The sequence below is a fragment of the Streptomyces sp. NC-S4 genome, from assembly GCF_054353315.1.
The window spans coordinates 3,340,140-3,361,504 of sequence record NZ_CM135937.1 but is presented as its reverse complement, the minus strand read 5'-3'; the positions used below and the strand labels follow the sequence as shown (position 1 = coordinate 3,361,504).

Annotated in this window: 19 protein-coding genes and 1 tRNA gene; 19 read left to right on the top strand and 1 reads right to left on the bottom strand. The window is 73.4% G+C overall.

Annotated features, from left to right (window positions below):
- The first annotated feature begins 340 nt into the window (after positions 1-340).
- From ACXNSR_RS14715 to ACXNSR_RS14660, 12 genes are all read left to right on the top strand, one after another.
- Entirely contained in the window at positions 341-1,084 is a 744-nt protein-coding gene (locus ACXNSR_RS14715; protein WP_458642483.1) for a hypothetical protein, read from the top strand.
- A gap of 322 nt (positions 1,085-1,406) precedes the next feature.
- On the top strand, positions 1,407-2,171 hold the full coding sequence (locus ACXNSR_RS14710) for a GntR family transcriptional regulator (RefSeq protein ID WP_458642482.1): 765 nt from the start codon (positions 1,407-1,409) through the stop codon (positions 2,169-2,171).
- 147 nt (positions 2,172-2,318) lie between these two features.
- Positions 2,319-3,515: a TIGR03364 family FAD-dependent oxidoreductase gene (locus ACXNSR_RS14705; protein WP_458642481.1), complete on the top strand. Its 1,197-nt coding sequence runs from the start codon at positions 2,319-2,321 to the stop codon at positions 3,513-3,515.
- Positions 3,516-3,520: 5 nt separating this feature from the next.
- Complete coding sequence (locus tag ACXNSR_RS14700) at positions 3,521-4,258, top strand: phosphonatase-like hydrolase (RefSeq protein WP_458642480.1); 738 nt, start codon at positions 3,521-3,523, stop codon at positions 4,256-4,258.
- Complete coding sequence (locus tag ACXNSR_RS14695) at positions 4,255-5,322, top strand: ABC transporter ATP-binding protein (RefSeq protein WP_458642479.1); 1,068 nt, start codon at positions 4,255-4,257, stop codon at positions 5,320-5,322. Before ACXNSR_RS14700 ends, ACXNSR_RS14695 begins: the two co-directional genes overlap by 4 nt.
- A complete protein-coding gene (locus tag ACXNSR_RS14690; RefSeq protein WP_458642478.1) occupies positions 5,315-6,235 on the top strand; it encodes a 2-aminoethylphosphonate ABC transporter permease subunit in 921 nt (306 codons plus the stop codon). The genes ACXNSR_RS14695 and ACXNSR_RS14690 overlap by 8 nt, the downstream gene beginning before the upstream one ends.
- Positions 6,222-7,019: an ABC transporter permease gene (locus ACXNSR_RS14685; RefSeq protein WP_458642477.1), complete on the top strand. Its 798-nt coding sequence runs from the start codon at positions 6,222-6,224 to the stop codon at positions 7,017-7,019. The genes ACXNSR_RS14690 and ACXNSR_RS14685 overlap by 14 nt, the downstream gene beginning before the upstream one ends.
- 64 nt (positions 7,020-7,083) lie before the next feature.
- Positions 7,084-8,160 (top strand): 2-aminoethylphosphonate ABC transporter substrate-binding protein, encoded by a 1,077-nt coding sequence (locus ACXNSR_RS14680; RefSeq protein ID WP_458642476.1) that lies wholly within the window; start codon positions 7,084-7,086, stop codon positions 8,158-8,160.
- A gap of 186 nt (positions 8,161-8,346) precedes the next feature.
- Complete coding sequence (locus ACXNSR_RS14675; RefSeq protein ID WP_458642475.1) at positions 8,347-9,870, top strand: alkaline phosphatase family protein; 1,524 nt, start codon at positions 8,347-8,349, stop codon at positions 9,868-9,870.
- 137 nt (positions 9,871-10,007) lie between these two features.
- Entirely contained in the window at positions 10,008-10,787 is a 780-nt protein-coding gene (locus ACXNSR_RS14670; protein ID WP_030016791.1) for an HAD-IIA family hydrolase, read from the top strand.
- A gap of 167 nt (positions 10,788-10,954) precedes the next feature.
- Positions 10,955-11,554 (top strand): hypothetical protein, encoded by a 600-nt coding sequence (locus ACXNSR_RS14665; RefSeq protein ID WP_458642474.1) that lies wholly within the window; start codon positions 10,955-10,957, stop codon positions 11,552-11,554.
- A gap of 73 nt (positions 11,555-11,627) precedes the next feature.
- Positions 11,628-12,296: a class F sortase gene (locus ACXNSR_RS14660; protein ID WP_458642473.1), complete on the top strand. Its 669-nt coding sequence runs from the start codon at positions 11,628-11,630 to the stop codon at positions 12,294-12,296.
- 87 nt (positions 12,297-12,383) lie between these two features.
- Here the strand turns inward: ACXNSR_RS14660 and ACXNSR_RS14655 are convergent.
- Positions 12,384-12,457, bottom strand: a tRNA-Lys gene (locus ACXNSR_RS14655).
- 239 nt (positions 12,458-12,696) lie between these two features.
- Here ACXNSR_RS14655 and ACXNSR_RS14650 point away from each other — a divergent pair.
- The 7 genes from ACXNSR_RS14650 to ACXNSR_RS14620 all read left to right on the top strand — a co-directional run bounded on the left by ACXNSR_RS14650 (position 12,697) and on the right by ACXNSR_RS14620 (position 21,362).
- Positions 12,697-14,073 (top strand): peptidoglycan-binding protein, encoded by a 1,377-nt coding sequence (locus ACXNSR_RS14650; protein WP_458643306.1) that lies wholly within the window; start codon positions 12,697-12,699, stop codon positions 14,071-14,073.
- A gap of 11 nt (positions 14,074-14,084) precedes the next feature.
- Positions 14,085-16,172 (top strand): SPFH domain-containing protein, encoded by a 2,088-nt coding sequence (locus ACXNSR_RS14645; RefSeq protein ID WP_458642472.1) that lies wholly within the window; start codon positions 14,085-14,087, stop codon positions 16,170-16,172.
- A gap of 193 nt (positions 16,173-16,365) precedes the next feature.
- The gene (locus tag ACXNSR_RS14640; RefSeq protein WP_458643305.1) at positions 16,366-16,959 is read left to right on the top strand and encodes a lytic polysaccharide monooxygenase auxiliary activity family 9 protein; all 594 of its coding nucleotides are present in this window, start codon (positions 16,366-16,368) and stop codon (positions 16,957-16,959) included.
- Positions 16,960-16,985: 26 nt separating this feature from the next.
- On the top strand, positions 16,986-18,665 hold the full coding sequence (locus ACXNSR_RS14635) for an AMP-binding protein (protein ID WP_458642471.1): 1,680 nt from the start codon (positions 16,986-16,988) through the stop codon (positions 18,663-18,665).
- A 104-nt stretch (positions 18,666-18,769) separates the two neighbouring features.
- Positions 18,770-19,336 carry a DUF4291 domain-containing protein gene (locus tag ACXNSR_RS14630; protein ID WP_458642470.1) on the top strand — a complete coding sequence of 189 codons (567 nt, stop codon included), beginning with the start codon at positions 18,770-18,772 and terminating at the stop codon, positions 19,334-19,336.
- A 101-nt stretch (positions 19,337-19,437) separates the two neighbouring features.
- On the top strand, positions 19,438-20,724 hold the full coding sequence (locus ACXNSR_RS14625) for a sensor histidine kinase (protein WP_458642469.1): 1,287 nt from the start codon (positions 19,438-19,440) through the stop codon (positions 20,722-20,724).
- On the top strand, positions 20,706-21,362 hold the full coding sequence (locus ACXNSR_RS14620; RefSeq protein WP_458642468.1) for a response regulator: 657 nt from the start codon (positions 20,706-20,708) through the stop codon (positions 21,360-21,362). Before ACXNSR_RS14625 ends, ACXNSR_RS14620 begins: the two co-directional genes overlap by 19 nt.
- The last annotated feature ends 3 nt before the right edge of the window (positions 21,363-21,365 follow it).

Sequence of the window (21,365 nt, the reverse complement as noted above, 5' to 3'; positions counted from 1 at the left end):
GGGCCTGGGCCGCGAGGCCCGCGTGGCCGGGCCTGCTTCGCGAGGCCTGTGCGGTCCGGGGTGACGGGCGAGGCGGGCCGGGGTGCGGGGTGCGTGCGCGCCACGGCGTGGCCGGGGGCCGGCCTCCGCGCCTCCAGCGTCTGCGGGGCTCCGCCCCGGGCCTGTGCACTCGAAGGAGTAAGGCGGATTTGACCCCATCCACCATTCGGGCATAAACGAGAACGACTCAGGCGTGGCTCCCGATCAAGGGACGCGCGGGGGTGGCAGGGTGCGGGCAGGGTCGGGGTGATTGTCACCTCGTCCGATCATCGTCCCGTCCGGCGAGCAGCGAAGGTCTTCCATGCGACTGCGCAAAGCCCTTGCCCTCACCGCAGCCCTCTCCGCCGCCCTGGTCGCCACCACCGCGTCCACCGCCGGAGCCGACGTCGGCGCGGGCGGCGGACGCCCCGCACCCGCGCTGCCCTCGCGGGCGCAGGCCACCTGCGGCGACGGGAAGAGCAGCGCCTTCCCCATCGGGGCACGGATCCGCGGCGGTCCGGCCGTGTACCGCACCGGTGCCGAACCGCAGACCTGGTACCTGGACCTGACCAACACCACCAACTCCGAGTGCACGGCCATCCACCCGATCGTCGTCTTCACGGACAAGGCCCACGTCCTGCGTCCCGCGCACCTGCGCATGGAGTTCGACGCCCCGGGCGGCACCTTCCCCGTCAGCCTGGAGAGCAGCGACCGCGACGAGATCATCGCCGTTTTCGACGGCGGCGACGCCTTTCCCGGCTTCGCTGTCGGCCCCGGCGGTTCCCGGACCGTCAAGGTGGGCCTCTCCTTCGCCCCCGACGCGCCCGTCGGAGAGGTCGTCGCCGATGCCGCCCTCGTCCAGCGCAAGGGTGACGACGGCGACTGGATCGGCGAGGCGGGCGGCTACCGGTTCTCGGTCGAGGGGCCGGAGGATCCCGTCGAGGCGGGCTCACTCGCCCACACCGGCCCGCGCGAGTGGGCGTACGGCGCCGGCGCCGTGGCCGCGCTCGCCACCGGTGGCGGCCTGCTGCTCGGCGCCCGCCGCCTGCGCCGCTCCGCACACTGAACCGTCCGTCGACTGGCCGTCCGTCGACCCGTCGTCCGCGTGGGTTCGCCAGCCATCCGCCGGCCTTCCGTGCGTCGACGTCCCGCCGACCGACGGAGGTCGGCCAGCCGTCCGACGCTTGGCCGCGCGCTGTCCGGCGGTGGTCCGCGCGCCGTACGCCGACCGCCCGCGTACCGACCGCCCGCGTACCGACCGCCCGCGTACCGACCGCCCGCGTACCGGCCGCACGCCGTCCGCCGACCGGCCGCGCGCCGCCCGCGTACCCGCCGCCCGCGTACCGGCCGCCCGCGTACCGGCAGGCCGCCCCGCATAGAGTCCCACCGTGGACGAACAGAACCAGTGGCACCGCCCCGGCTCCCCCGTGCGTTCCGGCATTCCCGAACACGGCCGCATCCCCAAGTACTACGCCGTCAAGGCCCGGATCGCCGAGCTCCTCGACGAGCTCGGTGAGGGCGGCACGCTGCCCACCGAGCGCGATCTCGCCGAGCGGTACGAGGTGTCCCGCGAGACCGTCCGCCAAGCCCTGCGCGAGCTGCTGCTGGAGGGCCGGCTGCGCCGTTCCGGCCGCGGGACCGTCGTCGCCGGCCCCAAGCTGGAGCAGCCGCTCGCCCTCGCCAGCTACACCGAGGGCGTGCGCCGCCAGGGCCGTCGTCCCGGCCGTCATCTCATCGGCCTGGAGCAGTTCCCCTGCCCGCCCGACCTCGCTGCGGGCATCGGGGCCGAGCCCGGGGAGCCCGTCTGGCACCTGGAGCGGGTCCTGCTCGCCGACGACGAGCGCGTGGGCCTGGAGAGCACGTACATCCGGGTGGCCCGGGCCCCCCGCCTGGACGGCGACTTCCGGCCGGACTCCTCCTTCTACGGGTACCTGCGCGACAGCCTGGGCATCTCCTTCGGCGAGGCCGACGAGAAGCTGGAGACGGTCCTGGCCACCCCGCGCGAAGCCCTGCTGATCGGCACCCCGCCCGCGCTCCCCATGCTGCTCATCCACCGCTTCTCGCGGGACCAGGACGGCCGGCCGCTGGAACGGGTGCGTTCGCTCTACCGTGGTGACCGGTTCAGCTTCACGACCCGCCTGCGCGCCGAATAGCCAGGAGCGACCAGCCCATACCGGGTGGAAAGGGGCGCATCAATGTCACAGGAAGATAACGGGTCTAGTCCAAACGTCGAGGCCTGTTCACCGGGTCGTCGCCGGACGGATCCTCCCGGGTCACGGCCCCGACCCACCGTTGGCGGCGTGAGAGTCATAGTCGTCGGAGGCGGCGTGGTCGGCACCATGCACGCCTGGCAAGCAGTCGAACGCGGCCATGAGGTCGTCCAGATCGAGCGAGAAGCGGAGGCCCGCGGCGCGTCCCTGCGCAATTTCGGCCAGATCTGGGTCAGCGGACGGGCCGGGGGAGAGGAGCTGGACACCGCCCTGCGGGCCCGCGAGCTCTGGGAGCGCATCGGCGCGGAGGTGCCCGGCCTGGGCTTCCGCGCCAACGGCTCCCTCACTCCCGTCCGCACCCCCCGTGAACTCGCCGTCGCCGAGGCGGCCCTGGCCCGCCCGGACGCCGCCGCCCGCGGCTACAAGCTGCTCACCGCGGCCGAGGCCCGGGAGATCAACCCGGCCCTGCGCGGCGCGTTCGAGGCGGCCCTGTGGTGCGAGCGGGACGCTGCCGTCGAACCGCGCACCGCGCAGCTCCACCTCCGGGAGGCCCTGCGCACCCGCGCCGCCGGCCGCTACACCTTCCTCGCCGGTCGCGAGGTCCGCGAGGTCGGAGAGGTCGGAGAGGTGGCCGGCGCCGGAGCCCGCGGAGCCGGAGCCCGCGGAGCCGGAGCCCGCGGAGCCGGCCGCGCAGCCGTCCGCGACGACCACGGCGACGTCCACCGCGCCGACGCGGTGGTCCTGGCGACCGGTGCCTGGCTGTCCGGCCTGGTCCGCGAACTGGTCCCCGATCTGCCCGTGCGCCGCGTCCGCCTCCAGATGATGCAGACCGACCCGCTCGGCGAGCCGCTGACCACCTCGGTCGCGGACGCCGACAGCTTCCGCTACTACCCCGCCTACAAGTCCCCCGCGCTCGACACCCTCAACGCCGAGCAGGAGCAGGCGCCCATCGCCGCCGAGCACAAGATGCAACTGCTGATGGTCCAGCGCCGCGACGGCGGACTGACCATCGGCGACACCCACGAGTACGAGCACCCCTTCGCCTTCGACACCCTCGAAGACCCGTACGAGCACGTCGCCGCCGTGGCCGAGTCCTTCCTCGGCCGCCCGCTGCCGAAGATCCGCCACCGCTGGGCGGGCGTGTACGCGCAGTGCACCGACACCACCCGCGTCGTCCACCGCCAGCAGGTGGCCGACGGCGTCTGGCTGGTGACCGGACCCGGCGGGCGCGGCATGACCTGCTCGCCCGCCATAGCCGAGACCACCGCGAACGAACTGGGCTGGTAAGTCAGATGAGCGACAACGACACCCGCATCACCCACGCCACCACGAACGCAACCGACGCCACCCGGCGCAAGCTGGTCGTCCTCGACATGGCCGGTACCACCGTCGCCGACGGCGGCCTCGTCGAGCGCGCCTTCGCGCAGGCCGCCGAGCGTCTCGGCGTCGAGCCGGGCACCCCCGACCACGCCGAGAAGCTCCGGTACGTCCTCGACACCATGGGCGAGTCCAAGATCTCGGTCTTCCGCCACCTCTTCGGTACCGAGGAGCTCGCCCACCGCGCCAACTCCGCCTTCGAGGAGGCCTACGGCGCCCTCGTCGACGGCGGTCTCGTCACCCCGCTCCCCGGCGCCCGCGCCGCGATCGAACAGCTCCGCGGCGAAGGCCGCACCGTCGTCCTGACCACCGGCTTCGCCCGCGTCACCCAGGACGCCATCCTCGACGCCCTCGGTTGGCAGGACCTCGCCGACCTCACCCTCTGCCCCGCCGACGCGGGCGGCCGGGGCCGCCCGTACCCGGACATGGTGCTGACCGCGTTCCTGCGCACCGGCGCCGTGGCCGACGTACGCGACGCCGTGGTCGTGGGGGACACCGCGTACGACATGCTCAGCGGCCGCCGCGCCGGAGCCGGAACCGTGGCGGGCGTCCTCACCGGCGCCCACGACCGCGCGGCGCTGACGGAACACGGCGCGACCCACGTCCTGGCCTCCGTCGCCGAACTCCCCCCGCTGCTCCTGGAGTCGCCGTGAGCGGCATCCGCTTCGACGGGGTCAGCGTCGCCTACGGCGGCAACACCGTCCTGGACTCGCTCGACCTGACCGTCGAACCGGGCGAGGTGATGGCCCTGCTCGGCCCCTCCGGTTCCGGCAAGACCACGGCCCTGCGCGCCGTCGCCGGTTTCGTACGACCCGCGGCGGGGCGGGTGCTGATCGGCGGCCGGGACGTCACCGCGCTCCCGCCGCACAAGCGCGGCATCGGCATGGTCGTCCAGCAGTACGCGCTCTTCCCGCACATGCGCGTCGAGGACAACGTCGCCTTCGGACTCAAGGCCCAGAAGGCCCCCCGGGCCGAGATCCCCGGCCGGGTCGCCGACGCCCTCGAACTCACCGGCATGGCCGCCTACGCGCGGCGCCACCCCCGCGAGCTCTCCGGCGGCCAGCAGCAGCGCGTGGCCATCGCCCGCGCCCTCGCCATCCGCCCCGGGGTGCTCCTGCTCGACGAGCCGCTGTCCGCCCTCGACGCGCAGCTGCGCTCCGGGATGCTCACCGAGCTGGCCCGCCTGCACCGCGAACTGCCCGACGTATCGATTCTGTACGTCACCCACGACCAGGTGGAGGCGCTCACCCTGGCCGACCGGATCGCCGTCATGGACCGGGCCCGGCTGCAGGACTGCGGGACCCCGCAGGAGCTGTACCGCGCCCCGCGCACCGAGTTCACCGCCTCGTTCGTCGGCAACGCGAACCTGCTGCCGGTGACGGTGGCCGAGGGTGGCGTGCTGTTCGCCGGGCAGCCCCTGGCCCTGGACCGGGGGCGCGCGGCGCCGGGCTCGACGGCCACCCTGTGCGTACGGCCGCACCTGCTCGGCCTCGGCCGCGACCGCGACCGCGGCACCGGCACCAACGCGCTGAGCGGCACCGTCGCCGAGGTGCAGTGGCGCGGCTCGACGCACCGGCTGTACGTGGACGTCGGCGGCCACCGCGTGAAGGCGGACCTTCCCGAGCTGCGGGAGACGCCTGCGCTGGGGGACCGGGTCACGCTGTACTTCGAGCCGCGGGACGCGGTGCTGTTGGGGGCGGGGGTGTCGGATGGCTGAGGCCACGCGGCGCGCGGCTCCTGTCCCGGCCGAACCCCCGCGGGGCTCCGCCCCCGGCCCCGCGCCCCGAACGCCGGCGCGGCAGGGGGGTGCCGGGGTGCCGCGCGGCGTGTGGGCCGTGCCGCCCGTGGTCGTGCTCGCGCTCGTGTTCCTGTACCCGCTCGCGCTGGTCGTCCAGCAGTCGCTCAGCCCGGAGAACGGTGGCGGCGCCTTCGACGCGTACGCCTCCGTCTTCGCCTCGCAGAGCTTCCGCGAGGCCCTCGGGACCACCGTCTGGCTGGCCGTCGGGGCGACCGCCGGCTGCCTCGTACTCGGCTTCGTGCTCGCGCTGATCATCGCCTTCGTGCCCTTCCCCGGGGCCCGCGCCGTCGCCAAGTTCATCGACGTCTTCCTCTCCTTCCCCTCCTTCCTCATCACCCTCGCCCTCCTCTTCGTCTACGGCACGGTCGGCATGGCCAACGGCCTCGTCACCGACCTCACCGGCGCCGCCGAGGGGCCCTTCCACTTCCTCACCACCCCCTGGGGCGTCCTGCTCGCGGAAATCACGTACTTCACGCCCTTCGTGATGCGCCCGCTGCTCGCCGCCTTCTCCCAGCTGGACACCGCCCAGCTCGAGGTCGCCGCCGGCCTCGGCGCCCGGCCCGCCCGGATCGTCCGGCAGGTGATCCTGCCCGAGGCCCTCCCGGCACTCGCCGCGGGCGGCAGTCTCGTCCTGGTCATGTGCCTGAACGAGTTCGGGATCGTCCTGTTCACCGGCGCCAAGGACGTCACGACCCTCCCGATGCTCATCTACGGCAAGGCCATCCTCGAATCCGACTACGCGGCCGCCTGCGTGGTCGCCGTCGTCAACATCGCGATATCCGTCGGCCTGTTCGGCCTCTACCGGGTGGTGGGCAAGCGTGCTGGTGCATAGCAAGAGCGGCCGCTGGGCCGCCTGGGGCCTCTTCGGCCTCCTCTTCCTGCCGCTGTTCGCCCTGCCCCTGCTCGTCGTGGTCGCGGCCTCCTTCGCCACCCACTGGTCCGGGGCCTTCCCCTCCGGTCCGACCACCGGGAACTACGCTGCCGCCGTGCGCGGCGAATCCCTCCAGGCCCTGACCACCAGCCTGGTCACCGCCCTCGCCGCCAGCCTCCTCGCGCTCGCCGTCGGCACCTGGGCGGCGCTGGCCGCGGCCACGCTGAAGAAGCGCGGAAAGCGGCTCCTGGACGCGCTGTTCATGCTGCCCGTCGCCGTGCCGTCCGTGGTCGTCGGCCTCGCCGTGCTCGTCGCCTTCAGCCGGCCCCCGCTCCTGCTCAACGGCACCAGCTCGATCGTCGTCCTGGCGCACACGATCCTCGTCACGGCGTTCGCCCACCAGTCGGTCTCGGCGGCGATCGTACGGCTCGACCCCGCGTACGAGCAGGCGGCCGCCTCCCTGGGCGCCCGTCCCGCCTACGTCCTGTGGCGGGTCAAACTCCCCCTCCTGCTGCCGTCCCTCACGGCCGCGGCCGGTCTCTGCTTTGCCCTGTCCATGGGCGAGCTGAGCGCCACGATGATGCTCTACCCGCCGGACTGGATGCCCCTCCCGGTCCGCATCTTCACCGCCACCGACCGCGGTTCGCTCTTCAGCGGCTCCGCCGTCGCCGTGGTCCTGATGGCCACCACCCTGCTGGTCCTCCTGGCCGTCTCCCGCGTCCGCACCAGGGCCTCCTACCGCTGAACCCCGTACCGCTGAACCCCGTACCGCCGACCCCGCCGACTCCCGCTCCCCGTAAGGAAGTTCCATGACCGGCAAGAGACTCCTCCGCACCGTCACCGTCGTCACCGGCAGCCTCGCCCTCGCCTCCTCCCTCACCGCCTGCGGCGGCGGCTCCCCGGCCGCGGACGGCGCGGGCGGCGAGAAGGTCGTCACCGTCTACAGCGCCGACGGCCTCAAGAGCGAGAAGGGCGACGGCTGGTACGACAAGGTCTTCGCCGACTTCACCAAGAAGACCGGCATCGAGGTGAAGTACGTCGAGGGCGGCTCCGGCGAGATGGTGCAGCGCGCCGTCCGCGAGAAGACCAACACCCAGGCCGACGTACTGATCACCCTGCCGCCGTTCATCCAGCAGGCGGACGGCAAGGGCCTGCTCCAGCCCTACAAGCCGCAGGGCTCGGAAAAGGTCAACGGCGCGGACAAGGCCGCCGACGGCAAGTGGACCTCGGTCGTCAACAACTACTTCGGCTTCGTCTACAACAAGAAGGAGCTCGCCGAGGCCCCCAGGACCTGGGAGGAGCTGCTGGACGCCAAGTACAAGGGCAAGCTGCAGTACTCCACCCCGGGTGTCGCGGGCGACGGCACCGCCGTGCTCATCAAGTCGATGCACGACTTCGGCGGCAAGGAGCCGGCGATGGAGTACCTGAAGAAGCTCCAGGCCAACAACGTCGGCCCGTCCTCCTCCACCAGCAAGCTGGCGCCCAAGACCGACAAGGGCGAGCTGCTCGTGGCCAACGGCGACGTCCAGATGAACTTCGCGCAGTCCAAGTCCATGCCGAACCTGGGCATCTGGTTCCCGGCGAAGGAGGGTGGCAAGCCCACCAGCTTCGCCCTGCCGTACGCGGCCGGCCTCGTCGAGGGGGCCCCGCACACGGAGAACGGCAGGAAGCTCCTCGACTTCCTGCTCAGCGAGGAAGCCCAGCAGCTGGTCAGCGGGGTCGGCGGCGGCTTCCCGGCGCGCACCGACGTCAAGCCGACCGACGCCAACGCCGTCGAGCTCACCAAGCTCATGACGGGCGTGGAGATCTTCGAGCCGAACTGGGCCGACATCGACAAGAACCTCACCGGCTACGTCGACGCGTGGAAGTCGGCAACCGGAAGCTGACCGGTTGCTTCCCGGCCACCCGCGACCGGCAGAGTGACCATCGCAACCGTCGCATAACGGGTCTGGACCGGAGACCGCACCTTCGGTCCGGACCCGCGCACACCGGCCCACCGGCCCACCGGCCCACCGGTACGTCGAAACTCCCCCGCTCCTTTCGCCGCTCTCACTTGCTCCCAGGAGGAGTACGTGTCCCCTGTCCTGCCCGGACGTCGCGCATTCGCCGCGACCGCCGCGATCGCCGTCACCTCCGCCCTGATCGCCGTCACCGTCGCGGTCACCCCCGCCGCGGCGGCGGCCAACACCGACAAGGTCCTCGTCATCGGCATCGACGGCGCGGTCCTGGACCGCGTCAAGGCCGCCAACGCACCCCACCTGAACGGCCTGATGGCCCAGGGCCTGACCGCCCGCAGCACCCTCTACGCGAGCCCGATGGCCGCGACCTCCTCGGGCCCGGGCTGGTCCACCATCGCCACCGGCGTCTGGCCCGACAAGCACGGCGTGAAGGACAACTCCTTCACCGGCAAGAACTACGCCGCCCACCCGGACTTCCTGACCCGCATCGAGAACGCCAGGCCGGCGCTCAACACCTACGCGGCCGCCGACTGGGAGCCCATCACCTCCACCGACCAGAACGGACCGATCTTCTCCGCGAAGGTCGACAAGCGCCTCTCCCTCAAGGGCGACCGCGACGGCTACCGCAGCGAGGACCCGAAGGTCGCCGCGGCCGCCGCCGCCGAACTGCAGGGCCAGAACCCGGACGCCGCCTTCGTCTACCTCGGCGAGATCGACGCGGCCGGCCACTCCTACGGCGCGGCCAGCCAGCAGTACCTCGACACCATCGCCCGCGTCGACACCCTGGTCGGCCAGCTCCTCACCGCCGTCAAGAACCGTCCGACGTACGCCCAGGAGAACTGGAAGATCCTGGTCACCACCGACCACGGCCACACCGACTCCGGCGGCCACGGCGGCTCGACCATCCAGGAGCGCGGCACCTTCGTCATCGCCAAGGGCGCGGGCATCCCGGCCGGCTCCGTCCGCTCCGACGTGCGCCTGGCCGACGTGGCCGCCACCGCGCTCGCCCAGGTCGGCGTCAGCGGTACCGGCCTCGACGGCGTCCCGCTGAACGCCCCGGACGACGACCCCTTCGACACCCTGCGCCCGAACCTCCAGGCCCGGGCGGACGAGACGGGCATCCCGGCCGGGGTGAAGGGCTTCACGCACACCCCGCCCGCCGGCTGGTCCGTCGACAACTCGAAGATGGGTACGGGCGGTGTCACCGAGTGGGCCGGCTGGGCCTTCGCGACCGACGAGTTCTGGAGCCAGTCGCAGCGCGACCAGTGGCGAGAGCTGAACGTCCGCTCCCGCGACGTCTTCGCCGTCGCCGACTCCGACGAGTGGGACGACAAGAGCCACACCGGCACCTTCGACTCCACCCTCGTCACCCCCAAGTGGGCGGTCAGCGGCGGCAGCACGCGGAATCTGACCTTCCAGACGCACTACCGCCACGAGGCCGGCCAGACCGCCCAGGTCCTGGTCTCCTACGACGGCGCGGCCCCGACCGTGGTGAAGACCTATACCGCCGACGCCGTCGCCCGGTCCGAGTCCCTCGCCCTCCAGGTCCCGGCCGGCGCCACCGACGTGCAGGTCCGCTTCCGCTACAGCGGCAACAACAACTGGTTCTGGACCGTCGACAACGTCCGCCTGGGCTGACCGCTCCCCGGGCCCGGTCCGGACCCGGTCCCGGGCCCCCCGGTCCGGGCTGTGGACGGCAGGGACGTCCACGGCCCGGCCCGGATAGGGTGGTAGAGACCAGAGGTCGCAGGTCACCGAGAGCGGAGAACAGTCCAGTGGCAGAGCGCAAGCCGATCGAATCCTGGCTCACCGACATGGACGGGGTCCTCATCCACGAGGGCACCCCGATCCCCGGCGCCGATGCCTTCATCAAGCGGCTGCGCGAGTCCGGCAAGCCCTTCCTGGTACTGACCAACAATTCGATCTACACCCCCCGCGACCTCCAGGCCCGACTGAGCCGCATGGGGCTGCAGGTCCCCGTCGAGAACATCTGGACCTCGGCGCTGGCCACGGCGAAGTTCCTCGACGACCAGCGTCCGGGCGGCACGGCGTACGTCATCGGCGAAGCCGGACTGACCACGGCCCTCCACGACATCGGCTACATCCTGACCGACCACGAGCCCGACTACGTGGTCCTGGGCGAGACCCGGACGTACAGCTTCGAGGCGATGACCAAGGCGGTCCGCCTGATCAACGCGGGCGCGCGCTTCATCTGCACCAACCCCGACGAGACCGGCCCCTCCACCGAGGGCCCGCTCCCGGCCACCGGTGCCGTCGCCGCGCTGATCACCAAGGCGACCGGCAAGAAGCCGTACTTCGCCGGCAAGCCGAACCCGCTGATGATGCGCACCGGCCTGAACGCCATCGGCGCCCACTCGGAGACCAGCGCCATGATCGGCGACCGGATGGACACCGACGTGCTGGCCGGTCTGGAGGCGGGCATGCAGACCTTCCTCGTCCTCACCGGTCTGACCACGGAGCAGGACACCGAGAAGTTCCCGTTCCGGCCGACCAAGACGGTCGCCTCGATCGCGGACCTCGTCGACCTGGTCTGACGCGTACCGGGTGCCCGCGTCGCGGGCACCCGCGCACCGCGGTACCCGCCTACGGCGTACGGCCGAACGGGCGTACCGCGTTTGGGGCGTGCGGCCGACACGTACGGCGCCGCTCCGGATGCGCGGCGGCGCGCCGCGCGTGAATCTCCTTGTCGAGGAGGTTCACCATGCGCAGTGTTCCGATCGCTGTCCGCGCCACCGCGATGGCCGTCGTCCTGGCGGCGTTCTCGGTGGTGACCGCGCCGGTCGCCCTCGCGGGCGAGGAGGACCGCGGTGACCGCGGTGACCGCGGCAGCGTCACGGTCGACCCGAATCCGGCTCACCCCGGAGCGCAGGTCAAGCTGCGCGTCCACGGGTGTGACGGCACTCGGGGAGCGGCCAAGTCCGCCGCCTTCGTGTCGGACGTCGACCTCTACGGCCGGGACGGCGGCCGCAGCCCGCTGTACGGCGACGCGATGATCCGCTCGCACATCTCGCCCGGCTGGCACTCCGTCCGGGTGATGTGCGACGGCCACGAGAAGTTCAGCGGCTCCGTCCAGGTCTCCGAGTACCGCCCGTCCCACCACGCCAGCCCCGTCTGGCCGGTGCACGCGGGCGGTGGCGGCATGTCCGCCGAGCTCGCGGCGGCGGAGTCGGCCAAGAAGGCCCACGGCGCCGACGGACCGGGGCTCCCGCACACGGTGATCGGCGCGGTCCTCGCCGCGGTCGCCACCCTGGCCGTCGCGGGCCGGGCGCTGGCCCTGCGCCGCCGCCGCAGCGGCGAGTGAGGCCGGTGTCGGTGAACGCCGGCACCGGTGGGTGCCGGTGGAGGTGGGTGCCGGCGGGCGCCGGTGAGCGCCCGTGAACGAGGACAGGGCTTCCGCCGGCGGCCGGCTGCTGACCTTCGCCGCCTGGGCGGTACTGGTGCTCGGCCTGTGGCTGTGGGGACGCCAGCTCACCGTGGCTCCGGCCCCGCCCGTCGGCCAGGCCGGCGGGACGGTCGGTCCGGGGCTGCCGGCCGCGCACGCCCCGCTCGCCGCGGCCCCGCCCCAGCGCGTCGACGTGCCCTCCATAGGCATCCAGGCCCCGGTGATCCCCCGGGACCTGGACAAGGACGGGGCGATCGAGCCGCCCCCGTACGACCAGCCGGGCACGGTGGGCTGGTGGGGCCGGGGCACCCAGCCGGGCACGGCGGGGACGGCGCTGATGGTGGGGCACGTGGATACCCGGTCCAAGCCTGCGGTGTTCTACGGGCTGAGCTCCGCGCAGCCGGGCGACAAGGTGCGGGTGGTGCGGACGGACGGTTCGGTCGCCGAGTTCACCATCGAGGACGTACGGGTCTACGAGCGCTCGGCCTTCGACGCGCACAAGGCCTACGGCCCGCGGGTCCGGGGCCGTGCCGAGCTGAGGCTGGTGACCTGCGGGGGCTCGTACGACAAGGTGGCCAAGGAGTACACGGCGAACGTGGTGGTCTCCGCCTATCTGACGGGCGTGGGAGCCCGACCGGGCGCACCGGGAACCGCGGCCTAGCGGCCGTGCTTCCGCCGGTGCTTCCGCCGGGGAACCGGGAAACGAAGAAACCCCCGCAGCTTTCGCTGCGGGGGTTTCTCCCGTCTGTGCGCCGCCAGGGACTCGAACCCCGGACCCGCTGATTAAGAGTCAGCTGCTCTAACCAACTGAGCTAGCGGCGCTTGCTGACAGGGAAAACTCTACCCCACCTCCAGGGGTGCCCGTGACCAGCCACGCCCGCCTTGTCCGATTAACCCATGTTTGAGGGGTTTATCGTGCACCATATGTCTGCGCGTGCCACACCTGATGCTTCATCAGGTGTGGCTCCGGCCGACCGGTGGACGAGTGGACGAGTGGGCGAGTGGATGAGCAGGGGAGTGGACGGATCCGCATGACGATGCAGCCTCCGACGCATGTGCAGATGCCGATGCCCGGTTTCGAGGAGTACGAGCCCGCGGGCGACTGTGCGTGCCGGGGCTGCGCCCAGCGCCGCCGCGCCCTCGCCCGCGCGCGGGCCATACCGCTCCGGGACGGGGGGCACCCGGCCGCACGCGGCGCCCGCCGGGCGCTGGTGCTGGCCACCGCCGCGGGAGTGGTCCTGGGCGGCGGCGGTACGGCCGCCGTGGCCGTGGCCACCCCGGACCCGGAGGCCGTGGCGGCCCCCCTGGACGACCCGAGCTCCCCGCAGGGCGCCCGGACCCCGCTGCACGGCCCCAAGGGCGGGCCGGTGGGCAAGCCCGGCGCCCCGGCCAGGCCCGGCGCGGTCCGGCGGATCGACCGGGCGACGATCATCAACCGGGCGAAGCTGTGGCTGGACGCGGAGGTCCCGTACAGCATGTCCGAGTACTGGACGGACGGGTACCGGCAGGACTGCTCGGGCTACGTCTCCATGGTCTGGAACCTCGGGTCGAACGAATGGACCGGCAGCCTCGACAAATTCGCCACCAAGATCACCAAGGATGAGCTGCTGCCGGGGGACATGCTCCTCTTCCACAACCCGGCGGACCCCAACAACGGCTCGCACGTGGTCATCTTCGGCGGCTGGGTCGACTCGACGCGCACGCACTACGTCGCCTACGAGCAGACGCGCCCCAACACGCGGAAGCTGGCCACGCCCTACGGGTACTGGAGCAACCCGACGAAGTACGTCCCGTACCGCTTCAACGGGGTGCCCGCCGGCATCCTGCCGGAGGTCCCGGCGGTTCCGGAGGCCCCGGCGGCCCCGGGCGCCCAGCCGCCGCCGGCGGGCTCCAAGCCGGGGGACGCGACGGTCTTCCCGGGCGCGGACAAGTTCGGCCCCGGCACCACGAACGACTACGTGGCCCAGCTCGGCCGGATGCTGATCGAGCGCGGCGCGTACCGGTTCTACCCCAAGGGGGTGGCCGACCGGACGTGGAGCGACCACGACAAGCTCGCCACCGCCGCCTTCCAGCGCGCGCAGGGCTGGACGGGCGCGGACGCCGACGGCATTCCGGGCACGCACACCTGGAAGCTGCTGGTCGAGAAGCAGGGCAAGAACATCCCGCCGATCGTGGGGGCCGCGCCGGGACCGGGCGGCGTACGGGCATACCCGGGCGCCCTGGTCTTCCGCCCGGGCCAGTCGAACGAGGCCATCAGGGCCCTCGGCCGTCAGCTGGTGAAGAAGGGCTTCGGCAAGTACTACACATCCGCTCCGGACATGCGCTGGAGCGAGGCCGACCGCCGCAACGTCGAGGCCTTCCAGCGTGCGCAGGGCTGGACCGGTGCCTCGGCCGACGGCTACCCGGGCCCGGAAACCTGGCGCCGGCTGTTCGCATGACGGAGGTAACGATGTTCCCCACGCGCACCACCTCGACGACGGGCACCCTCCGCGTGCCGCCGGCCACCCCGGTGACGGTCCGGGCCGCGGATCCGGTTCCCGCACCCGCCCCTGCCCCCGCGCCCGCAGTCCTGGCGGCGGCCCACCCGCAGTGGGCGGCGGAGCCGACGCCCGTGCCGGAGCCGGTGCACGCGGCCGTCGCCGTCGCGGCGCCGCGCGAGGCCACCGGGCCGGAGCACGACGTCGCCGCCGAGACCTCCTTCGGCTGGGCCGCGGCGCGGGCCTCCCGCCCGGCGCCCGAGCCGGTGCACGGGTGGGAGGTGCCGGCGGCCCGGTCCCACCCGTACGACGAGGGGGACCGGGGCGCCTTGGCCCTGGACATCCCGCACCCGCAGGACGCGGAGGCCCCCGCCGGGCCGGCCACCCTGAGCCTGCGGCCGGCCGAGCCGGAAGCCGGGGCCGCGCCCGTGCCTCTGCCTGTGCCGGGGACCGAGCCCGAAGCGGTAGCCGAGTGGGCACCCGCGCCCGTGCCTCTGCCCGGGCCCGGGGCCGAGCCCACGGCCGAGGCCGCGCCCGTGCCCGCGCCTCTGCCCGTGCCCGGGGCCGAGCTCGAAGCGGTAGCCGAGTGGGTACCCGGGCCCCTGCCCGCGCCCGTGCCTGAGGCCGGGCCCACGGCCGAGGCCGCGCCCGAACCGGTAGCCGCGCCTCTGCCCGTGCCGGGGACCGAGCTCGAAGCGGTAGCCGAGTGGGTATCCGGCCCCGGGTCCCTGGCCGTGCCCGGAGCCGAAGCCGTGCCCGGAGCCGCGCCCGAGCCAGTGGCCGAGTTCGAGCCGGAGCCGGAGCCGGAGATCGGTCCGGAAGCCGGGCCGGAGTTCGCGTTCGTGCCGGAGCCCGGGCCGAAGGCCGGGCCGGAGTTCGGCTTCGAGCCCGAATCCGGGGACGCGGCGCCGCCGCACTCCGGTATCCCCGGGCCCGGACCGGTCGAGATCGTCGCCCAGGCGGTGGCCCGCGGCCTGGACGAGGCCGGGGCGGCCCCGGAGCTCCCGCGCTCCGGATCCCACCGGGGTACCTCGGTCACCGAGGTTCCGGTGCACCTCCCGTTCCAGAGCACGCAGCAGCTGCCCGCAGTACACGTACCCGCGCCGCAGGCCACCGCACCCGTTGCCCGCGCCCCGCGCCCCGCCCCCGGCCGCAGGGTCCCCCGCGGCGACGACCGGCTCCGGGAGCACCGCGGCCCGGTGCTGCCCGGCTGGGTCGGCGTGGGCGTCGGCGGGCTCGCCCTGGCCGGGTGCGCGGCCGTGCTCTGGCGGGCCGGGGTCGTCCCCGCCGCCTTCGTGGCCGCCTTCGGCGCGACTCCCCGCGCCTACCACGGTCTGCGGGCCACCCACTGGCCGCCGCTCGCCTTCCTCGGGATCGTCGCCCTCGTGTCGCTCGGCGGACTCGGCCGGGCCCGCGCCGGCCACGCCTGGGTGCTCACCCTCTTCGGCCGCTACCGCGGCACGGTCCGGCGTACCGGCCTGACCTGGGTGAGCCCCCTGCTCCTGCGCCGCCGGGTCGACGTACGGCTTCGCCACTGGCGCAGCGACCCGATGCCCGCCGTGGACGCGGGCGGCCTCGCCCTTCAGGTCGTCGTCCAGGTCGTGTGGCAGGTCAAGGACACCGCGCGCGCCACGCTCGCCGTCGAGGACCACACGGAGTACCTGGCCGAGCAGGTCGAATCGGCGATGGCCCGGGTCCTGTCGCAGCTGCCCGCCGACGCCTTTCACGAGGACGCCCCGACCCTGCGCGACGCCGAGGCCGTCGGTGACGCGCTGACCCGGATGCTGGCGGCCGAGACCGAGGCGGTCGGGATCGAGGTGTTCTCGGCCCAGCCGACCCGGATCGAGTACGCGGCCGAGGTGGCCGAGGCCATGCGCCGCCGCCGGGTCGCGGCGATCGACGCCAAGCACCGGGACACGGTGCTGACCTCGGTCGTGGACGCCGTCGACGACACCGTCCACCGGCTGACCTCGCGCGGGCTGGTCGAGCTCGACGACTACGAGCGCAAGGCGCTGGTGAAGGACCTCACGGTCGCCTTCTACACGGGCCGCTCCGAGTAGGGGGCGGGCGTACGGCGGTACGGGAACGGGTGGCCGGAAGTGACCGGACCACCCGTTTTCCCATTGGTCTGGACATGGCCAACTCTCGTCAATAATCTGGGACTTGGTCTAGACCTAATCCCCACACGCGCGCGCTCTCACAGAACTCCCCCCACGTTCAAGGAGCATCATGCGTCCCATCCGCATGCCCAGAATGCCCAGGCGGGCCGGCGTCGCCGCGCTCGGCCTCGGCCTCGTCGCCGGCATCACCCTCGTCAGCGCCCCCGCCGCCAGCAGTCACGGCTACACCGACACCCCGATCAGCCGCCAGAAGCTCTGCGCCAACCGCACCGTCTCCGACTGCGGTGCGATCCAGTGGGAGCCGCAGAGCGTCGAGGGCTTCAAGGGCTTCCCGGCCGCCGGCCCCGCCGACGGCAAGATATGTTCCGGCGGACTCTCCCAGTTCTCCGAGCTCGACAACCCGCGCGGCGGCGCCTGGCCCACCACCAAGGTGACCAGCGGGCAGAGCTACGCCTTCCGGTGGCAGTTCACCGCCAACCACTCCACCACCGACTTCAAGTACTACGTCACCAAGAACGGCTGGACCGGCACCAAGGCCCTCACCCGTGCCGATCTCGAACCCCAGCCCTTCCTCACGGTCGCCTACAACGGCGCCCGCCCCGCCATGACCACCGTCCACCAGGGCGCCATGCCGAGCGGCAAGACGGGCCGGCACCTGATCCTGGCCGTCTGGACCGTCAACGACACCCCGATGGCCTTCTACGCCTGCTCCGACGTTCAATTCTGACGTCACGTCAGCTACCCTCCGGCGGCATGCGGACGACGACTGCACCCGAAACCGTCGCGGAGCTCATAGCGCGCCAATGGGGCGACCACCGGCCCGGGCTGAAACACGAGAACGGTGTCCTCACCCACCACCGGACCGCCCAGGAGGCCGCCGCGCGCGCCGCGCTCCTCGTCGACCTCATGCCTGCGGGGGCCGAGCCGCACCTCGGGGTCCTGCTCGACAACACCCCCGAGTTCCCGTTCTGGCTCGGCGCGGCGGCCCTCGCCGGGGCCGCCGTCGCCGGGATCAACCCCACCCGGCGCGGCCCCGAGCTGGCCCGCGACATCCTGCACACCGACTGCCGGATCCTGATCACCGAGCGCGCCCACCTGCCGCTGCTGCGCGGCCTCGACCTGCCCGGCGTACGCGTCCTGGTCACCGGCACCGAGGAGTACGAGGCCCTCCTCGCGCCCTATGCCGCCGCCGAGCCAGGCGAAGCGACCCTGCGCGCCCCCGGCCCCGACTCCCGCCTGCTCCTCTACTTCACCTCCGGCTCCACCGGCGCCCCCAAGGCCGCCATCTGCAGCCAGGGCCGGCTCGCGGCCGCCGGAGCGGCCCTGGCCCGCCAGTTCTCCGTCACCCCGGACGACGTCCACTACATCTGCATGCCGCTCTTCCACGGCAACGCCGTCATCGCCGACTGGCTGCCGGCCCTCGTCGGCGGAGCCCCGGTGGCGCTCCGCCGCCGCTTCTCGGCCTCCGCGTTCCTGGACGACGTACGGGCCCACGGGGCCACGTACTTCACCTACGTCGGCCGGGCGATCCAGTACCTCCTGGCCACCGAACCGCGCCCCGACGACCGCACCCACACCCTGCGCCTCGGCTTCGGCACCGAGGCCGGGGCGGTGGACGCGGCCCGCTTCGCCGAGCGGTTCGGGGTCCGGCTGGTGGAGGGCTACGGAGCCACCGAGGGCGGCGCGTCCGTCCAGCGCACCCCGAACACCCCGCCGGGAGCCCTGGGCCGGGCGGGCGCGGGCGACGACCTGGCGGTCATCGACCCGGTCGGCGGCACCGAATGCCCGCCCGCGGTCCTCTCCCCGGACGGCCGCCTCCTCAACGGCTCGGCGGCGATCGGCGAACTGGTCAACCGCGGCCGCAGCCTGTTCGAGGGCTACTGGCGCAACCCGGACGCGGAGGCCGACCGCACCCGCGACGGCTGGTACTGGACGGGCGACCTCTTCTTCCGCGACGCGGCGGGTTTCCTCTACTTCGCGGGCCGCACCGACGACCGGCTCCGCGTCGACAGCGAGAACCTCGCCGCGGCGATGATCGAGAACATCCTGGCCCGCTGGCCGGACGCGGCGGCGGTCGCCGTCTACGCCGTCCCGGACGAGGTGGCGGGGGACCAGGTCATGGCGGCCCTCGCCCTCCGGGAGGGCGCGGCCTTCGACCCGTCCGCCTTCGAGGCCTTCCTCTCCGGCCAGCCCGACCTGGGCACGAAGATGGCCCCGCGCTACGTCCGCGTCGTCGAGACCATGCCGACCACGGCGACGAACAAGATCCACCGCGTATCCCTCCGCCGCGAGGGCTTCCGCTGCGAGGACCCCGTCTGGCACCGGTCCCCGGCGGGCGCCTACCACCGCCTGGACGCCCCGGCCCTGACCACCCTCCTGGCGGCGTACGAGTCCCAGGGCCGGTCCGACCTCCTGGCGCCCACGGACGGCTGATCAACCCGCAGGAACCGCCCGCAGGAACCGCCCACAGGAGCCTCCTCCAGGGGGAGGAGAAAACGGCTCGCCGCGCCGGCGGACCAGGTGGCAGGGTGCGGCGCATGACGCCCCAGCACCAGATCCGTGCCGACTACGACGCCCACACGATCGTGGTCTACCAGGCGTACTCGCCTGCCATCGCCGACGCGGCACTGCGGGCGGGCCGCTTCGTCGCGCCGTTCTCCTTCCACCGGATGACGTGGATCAAGCCGTCGTTCATGTGGCTGATGCACCGCAGCAACTGGGCCCGCAAACCGGGTCAGGAACGTGTGCTAGCCGTGCGGATCACCCGGGAGGGCTGGGAGGAGGCCCTGTCCCGGTCGGTGCTGACGACCGCCGACCCGGCGGCCGTCGCCCGGGCAGCCGTACACGTCCAGTGGGACCCGGAGCGCTCGCCGCGCGGAGCGGCACTGAACCACTACAGCATCCAGGTCGGCATCGGCCGTCACTTGATCCGCACGTTCACCGACGACTGGATCGTCGGTCTCACCGACCTCACCCCCCAGGTCCGCAAGGCCTCGGCACTGATGCAGACCGGCCACACCGCCAAAGCACAACGGCTCTTTCCCACGGAGCGCGCCTACCCGATACCCCAGACGCTGCAAGCCGTCCTTTCCCCGGGCAGGTGACAGGGAACTCGTGAGGGGCTCAGGAGGTGGGGCTGGGCATACCCCGGGGAGGCCCGCTGGGGCCATGGTCCGGGCCGGCGGCCCGCGGCTAGCGTGCCCGCATGGACGATCGCCCCCGCACCCCCTGGCACGCCCTGGCCCACGGCCGGTACCTGCGTTCCGCCTGGCCCTGGCGCACCGCCGGCTATCTCGCCGGGAGCGCCCTCACCGGGATCCCCGTCCTCCTCGCCCTCGTCCTCCTCGCCGCGGCCGGCGCCACGCTCAGCCTCGTCCTCGTCGGCCTCCCCCTGTTGGCGCTCCTCGGCCTGGTCGGCGTACCGGTCGCCGCCGTCGAGCGCCGCCGCCTGCGCCTCGTCGACCGCGCCCCCACCGGCACCCCCCACCGCACCCCCGCCGAACCCGGCCTCCTCGCCTGGGCCCGGCTGCGCTACCGCGAGCAGGCCACCTGGCGCGAGCTCGCCTACGCCGTCCTGCACGGCCTCCTGCTGTGGTGGGTCGACCTCGCCGCCGTCGCGACCCTGCTCGGCCTGCCGCTGCTCCTGCTCACCACCCCGCTCCAGCTCGCCCTCGCCGCCGACGGGGAGGTCAAGGTGGTCAAGCTCTGGCTGGTCACCTCCTACCCGACCGCCTTCGCCATCGCCGCCGCCGGGGCCGTGCTGCTCCCCGCCCTCCTCCATCCGCTCGGCGCCCTCGCCGGGGCCCGCGCCGCCCTCACCCGCGCCCTGCTCGCTCCCCGCGAGCGCGAGCTCCAGGGGCTGCTCGCCGAGGTCACCCGCTCCCGGGCCCGGCTCGTCGACGCCTTCGAGGCCGAGCGCCGCCGGATCGAGCGCGACCTCCACGACGGCGCCCAGCAGCGGCTCGTCGCCCTCACCGTGACCCTCGGCCTCGCCCGCCTCGACGCACCCCCGGGCCCGCTCGCCGACCGGCTCCGGGCCGCCCACGACGAGGCCGGCAAGGTCCTCGCGGAACTGCGCGAGCTGATCCACGGCATCCACCCGCAGGTGCTCACCGACTACGGCCTCACCGGTGCCCTCGCCGACGTCGCCGAGCGCTCCGCCGTCCCCGTGGACGCCGATCTGGGCACCGCCCTGCCGCGCCTCCCGGAGTCCGTCGAGGCCGCCGCCTACTTCGGGGTCTGCGAGGCCCTCGCCAACATCGGCAAGCACAGCGGTGCGGCCCGGGCCGCCCTCACCGCCCGGCACACCGGCGCCGCGCTGCTCATAGCCGTCACCGACGACGGCCGCGGCGGCGCGGACCCGGCCGCCGGGTCCGGGCTGACCGGACTGGCCGACCGGATCGCGGTCCTCGATGGCACACTGACGATCACCAGCCCGCCCGGCGGCCCGACCGTCCTGAGCCTGGAGATCCCTTGTCCGGTGAGCCCTTGAAGATCGTCCTCGCCGAGGACGGGGTCCTGCTGCGCGAAGGGCTCGTCGGCCTGCTGACGCGTTTCGGCCACCGGGTGGCGGCCGCCGTCGGGGACGCGGACGAGCTCCGCCGTGCCGTGGCCGTCCACGCCCCGGACATCGTCGTGACCGACGTACGGATGCCCCCGGGCCACGGCGACGACGGACTGCGGGCCGCCGTGGAGCTCCGGGCCGCGCGCCCGGACCTGCCGGTGCTGGTGCTCAGCCAGTACGTGCAGCGCTCGTACGCCGCCGACCTGCTGGACTCCGGGGACGGCGGCGGCGTCGGCTACCTGCTGAAGGACCGGGTCGGGCAGGTGGAGCAGTTCCTCGACGCGGTGGTCACGGTGGCCGGCGGCGGCACCGTGGTGGACCCGGAGGTCGTGCGCCAGCTCCTGCGCCGCCGCCGCGACCCGCTGGCCGCGCTCACCCCGCGGGAGCGGGAGGTACTGGGCCTGGTGGCGGAGGGGAAGTCGAACGGGGCCGTGGCCCGGGAGCTGGTGGTGTCCGAGGCGGCCGTCGGCAAGCACATCGGGAACATCCTGGGAAAGCTCGACCTGCCACCCGCCGAGGACACCCACCGCCGGGTCCTGGCGGTCCTCGCGTACCTCCGCGGCTAATGG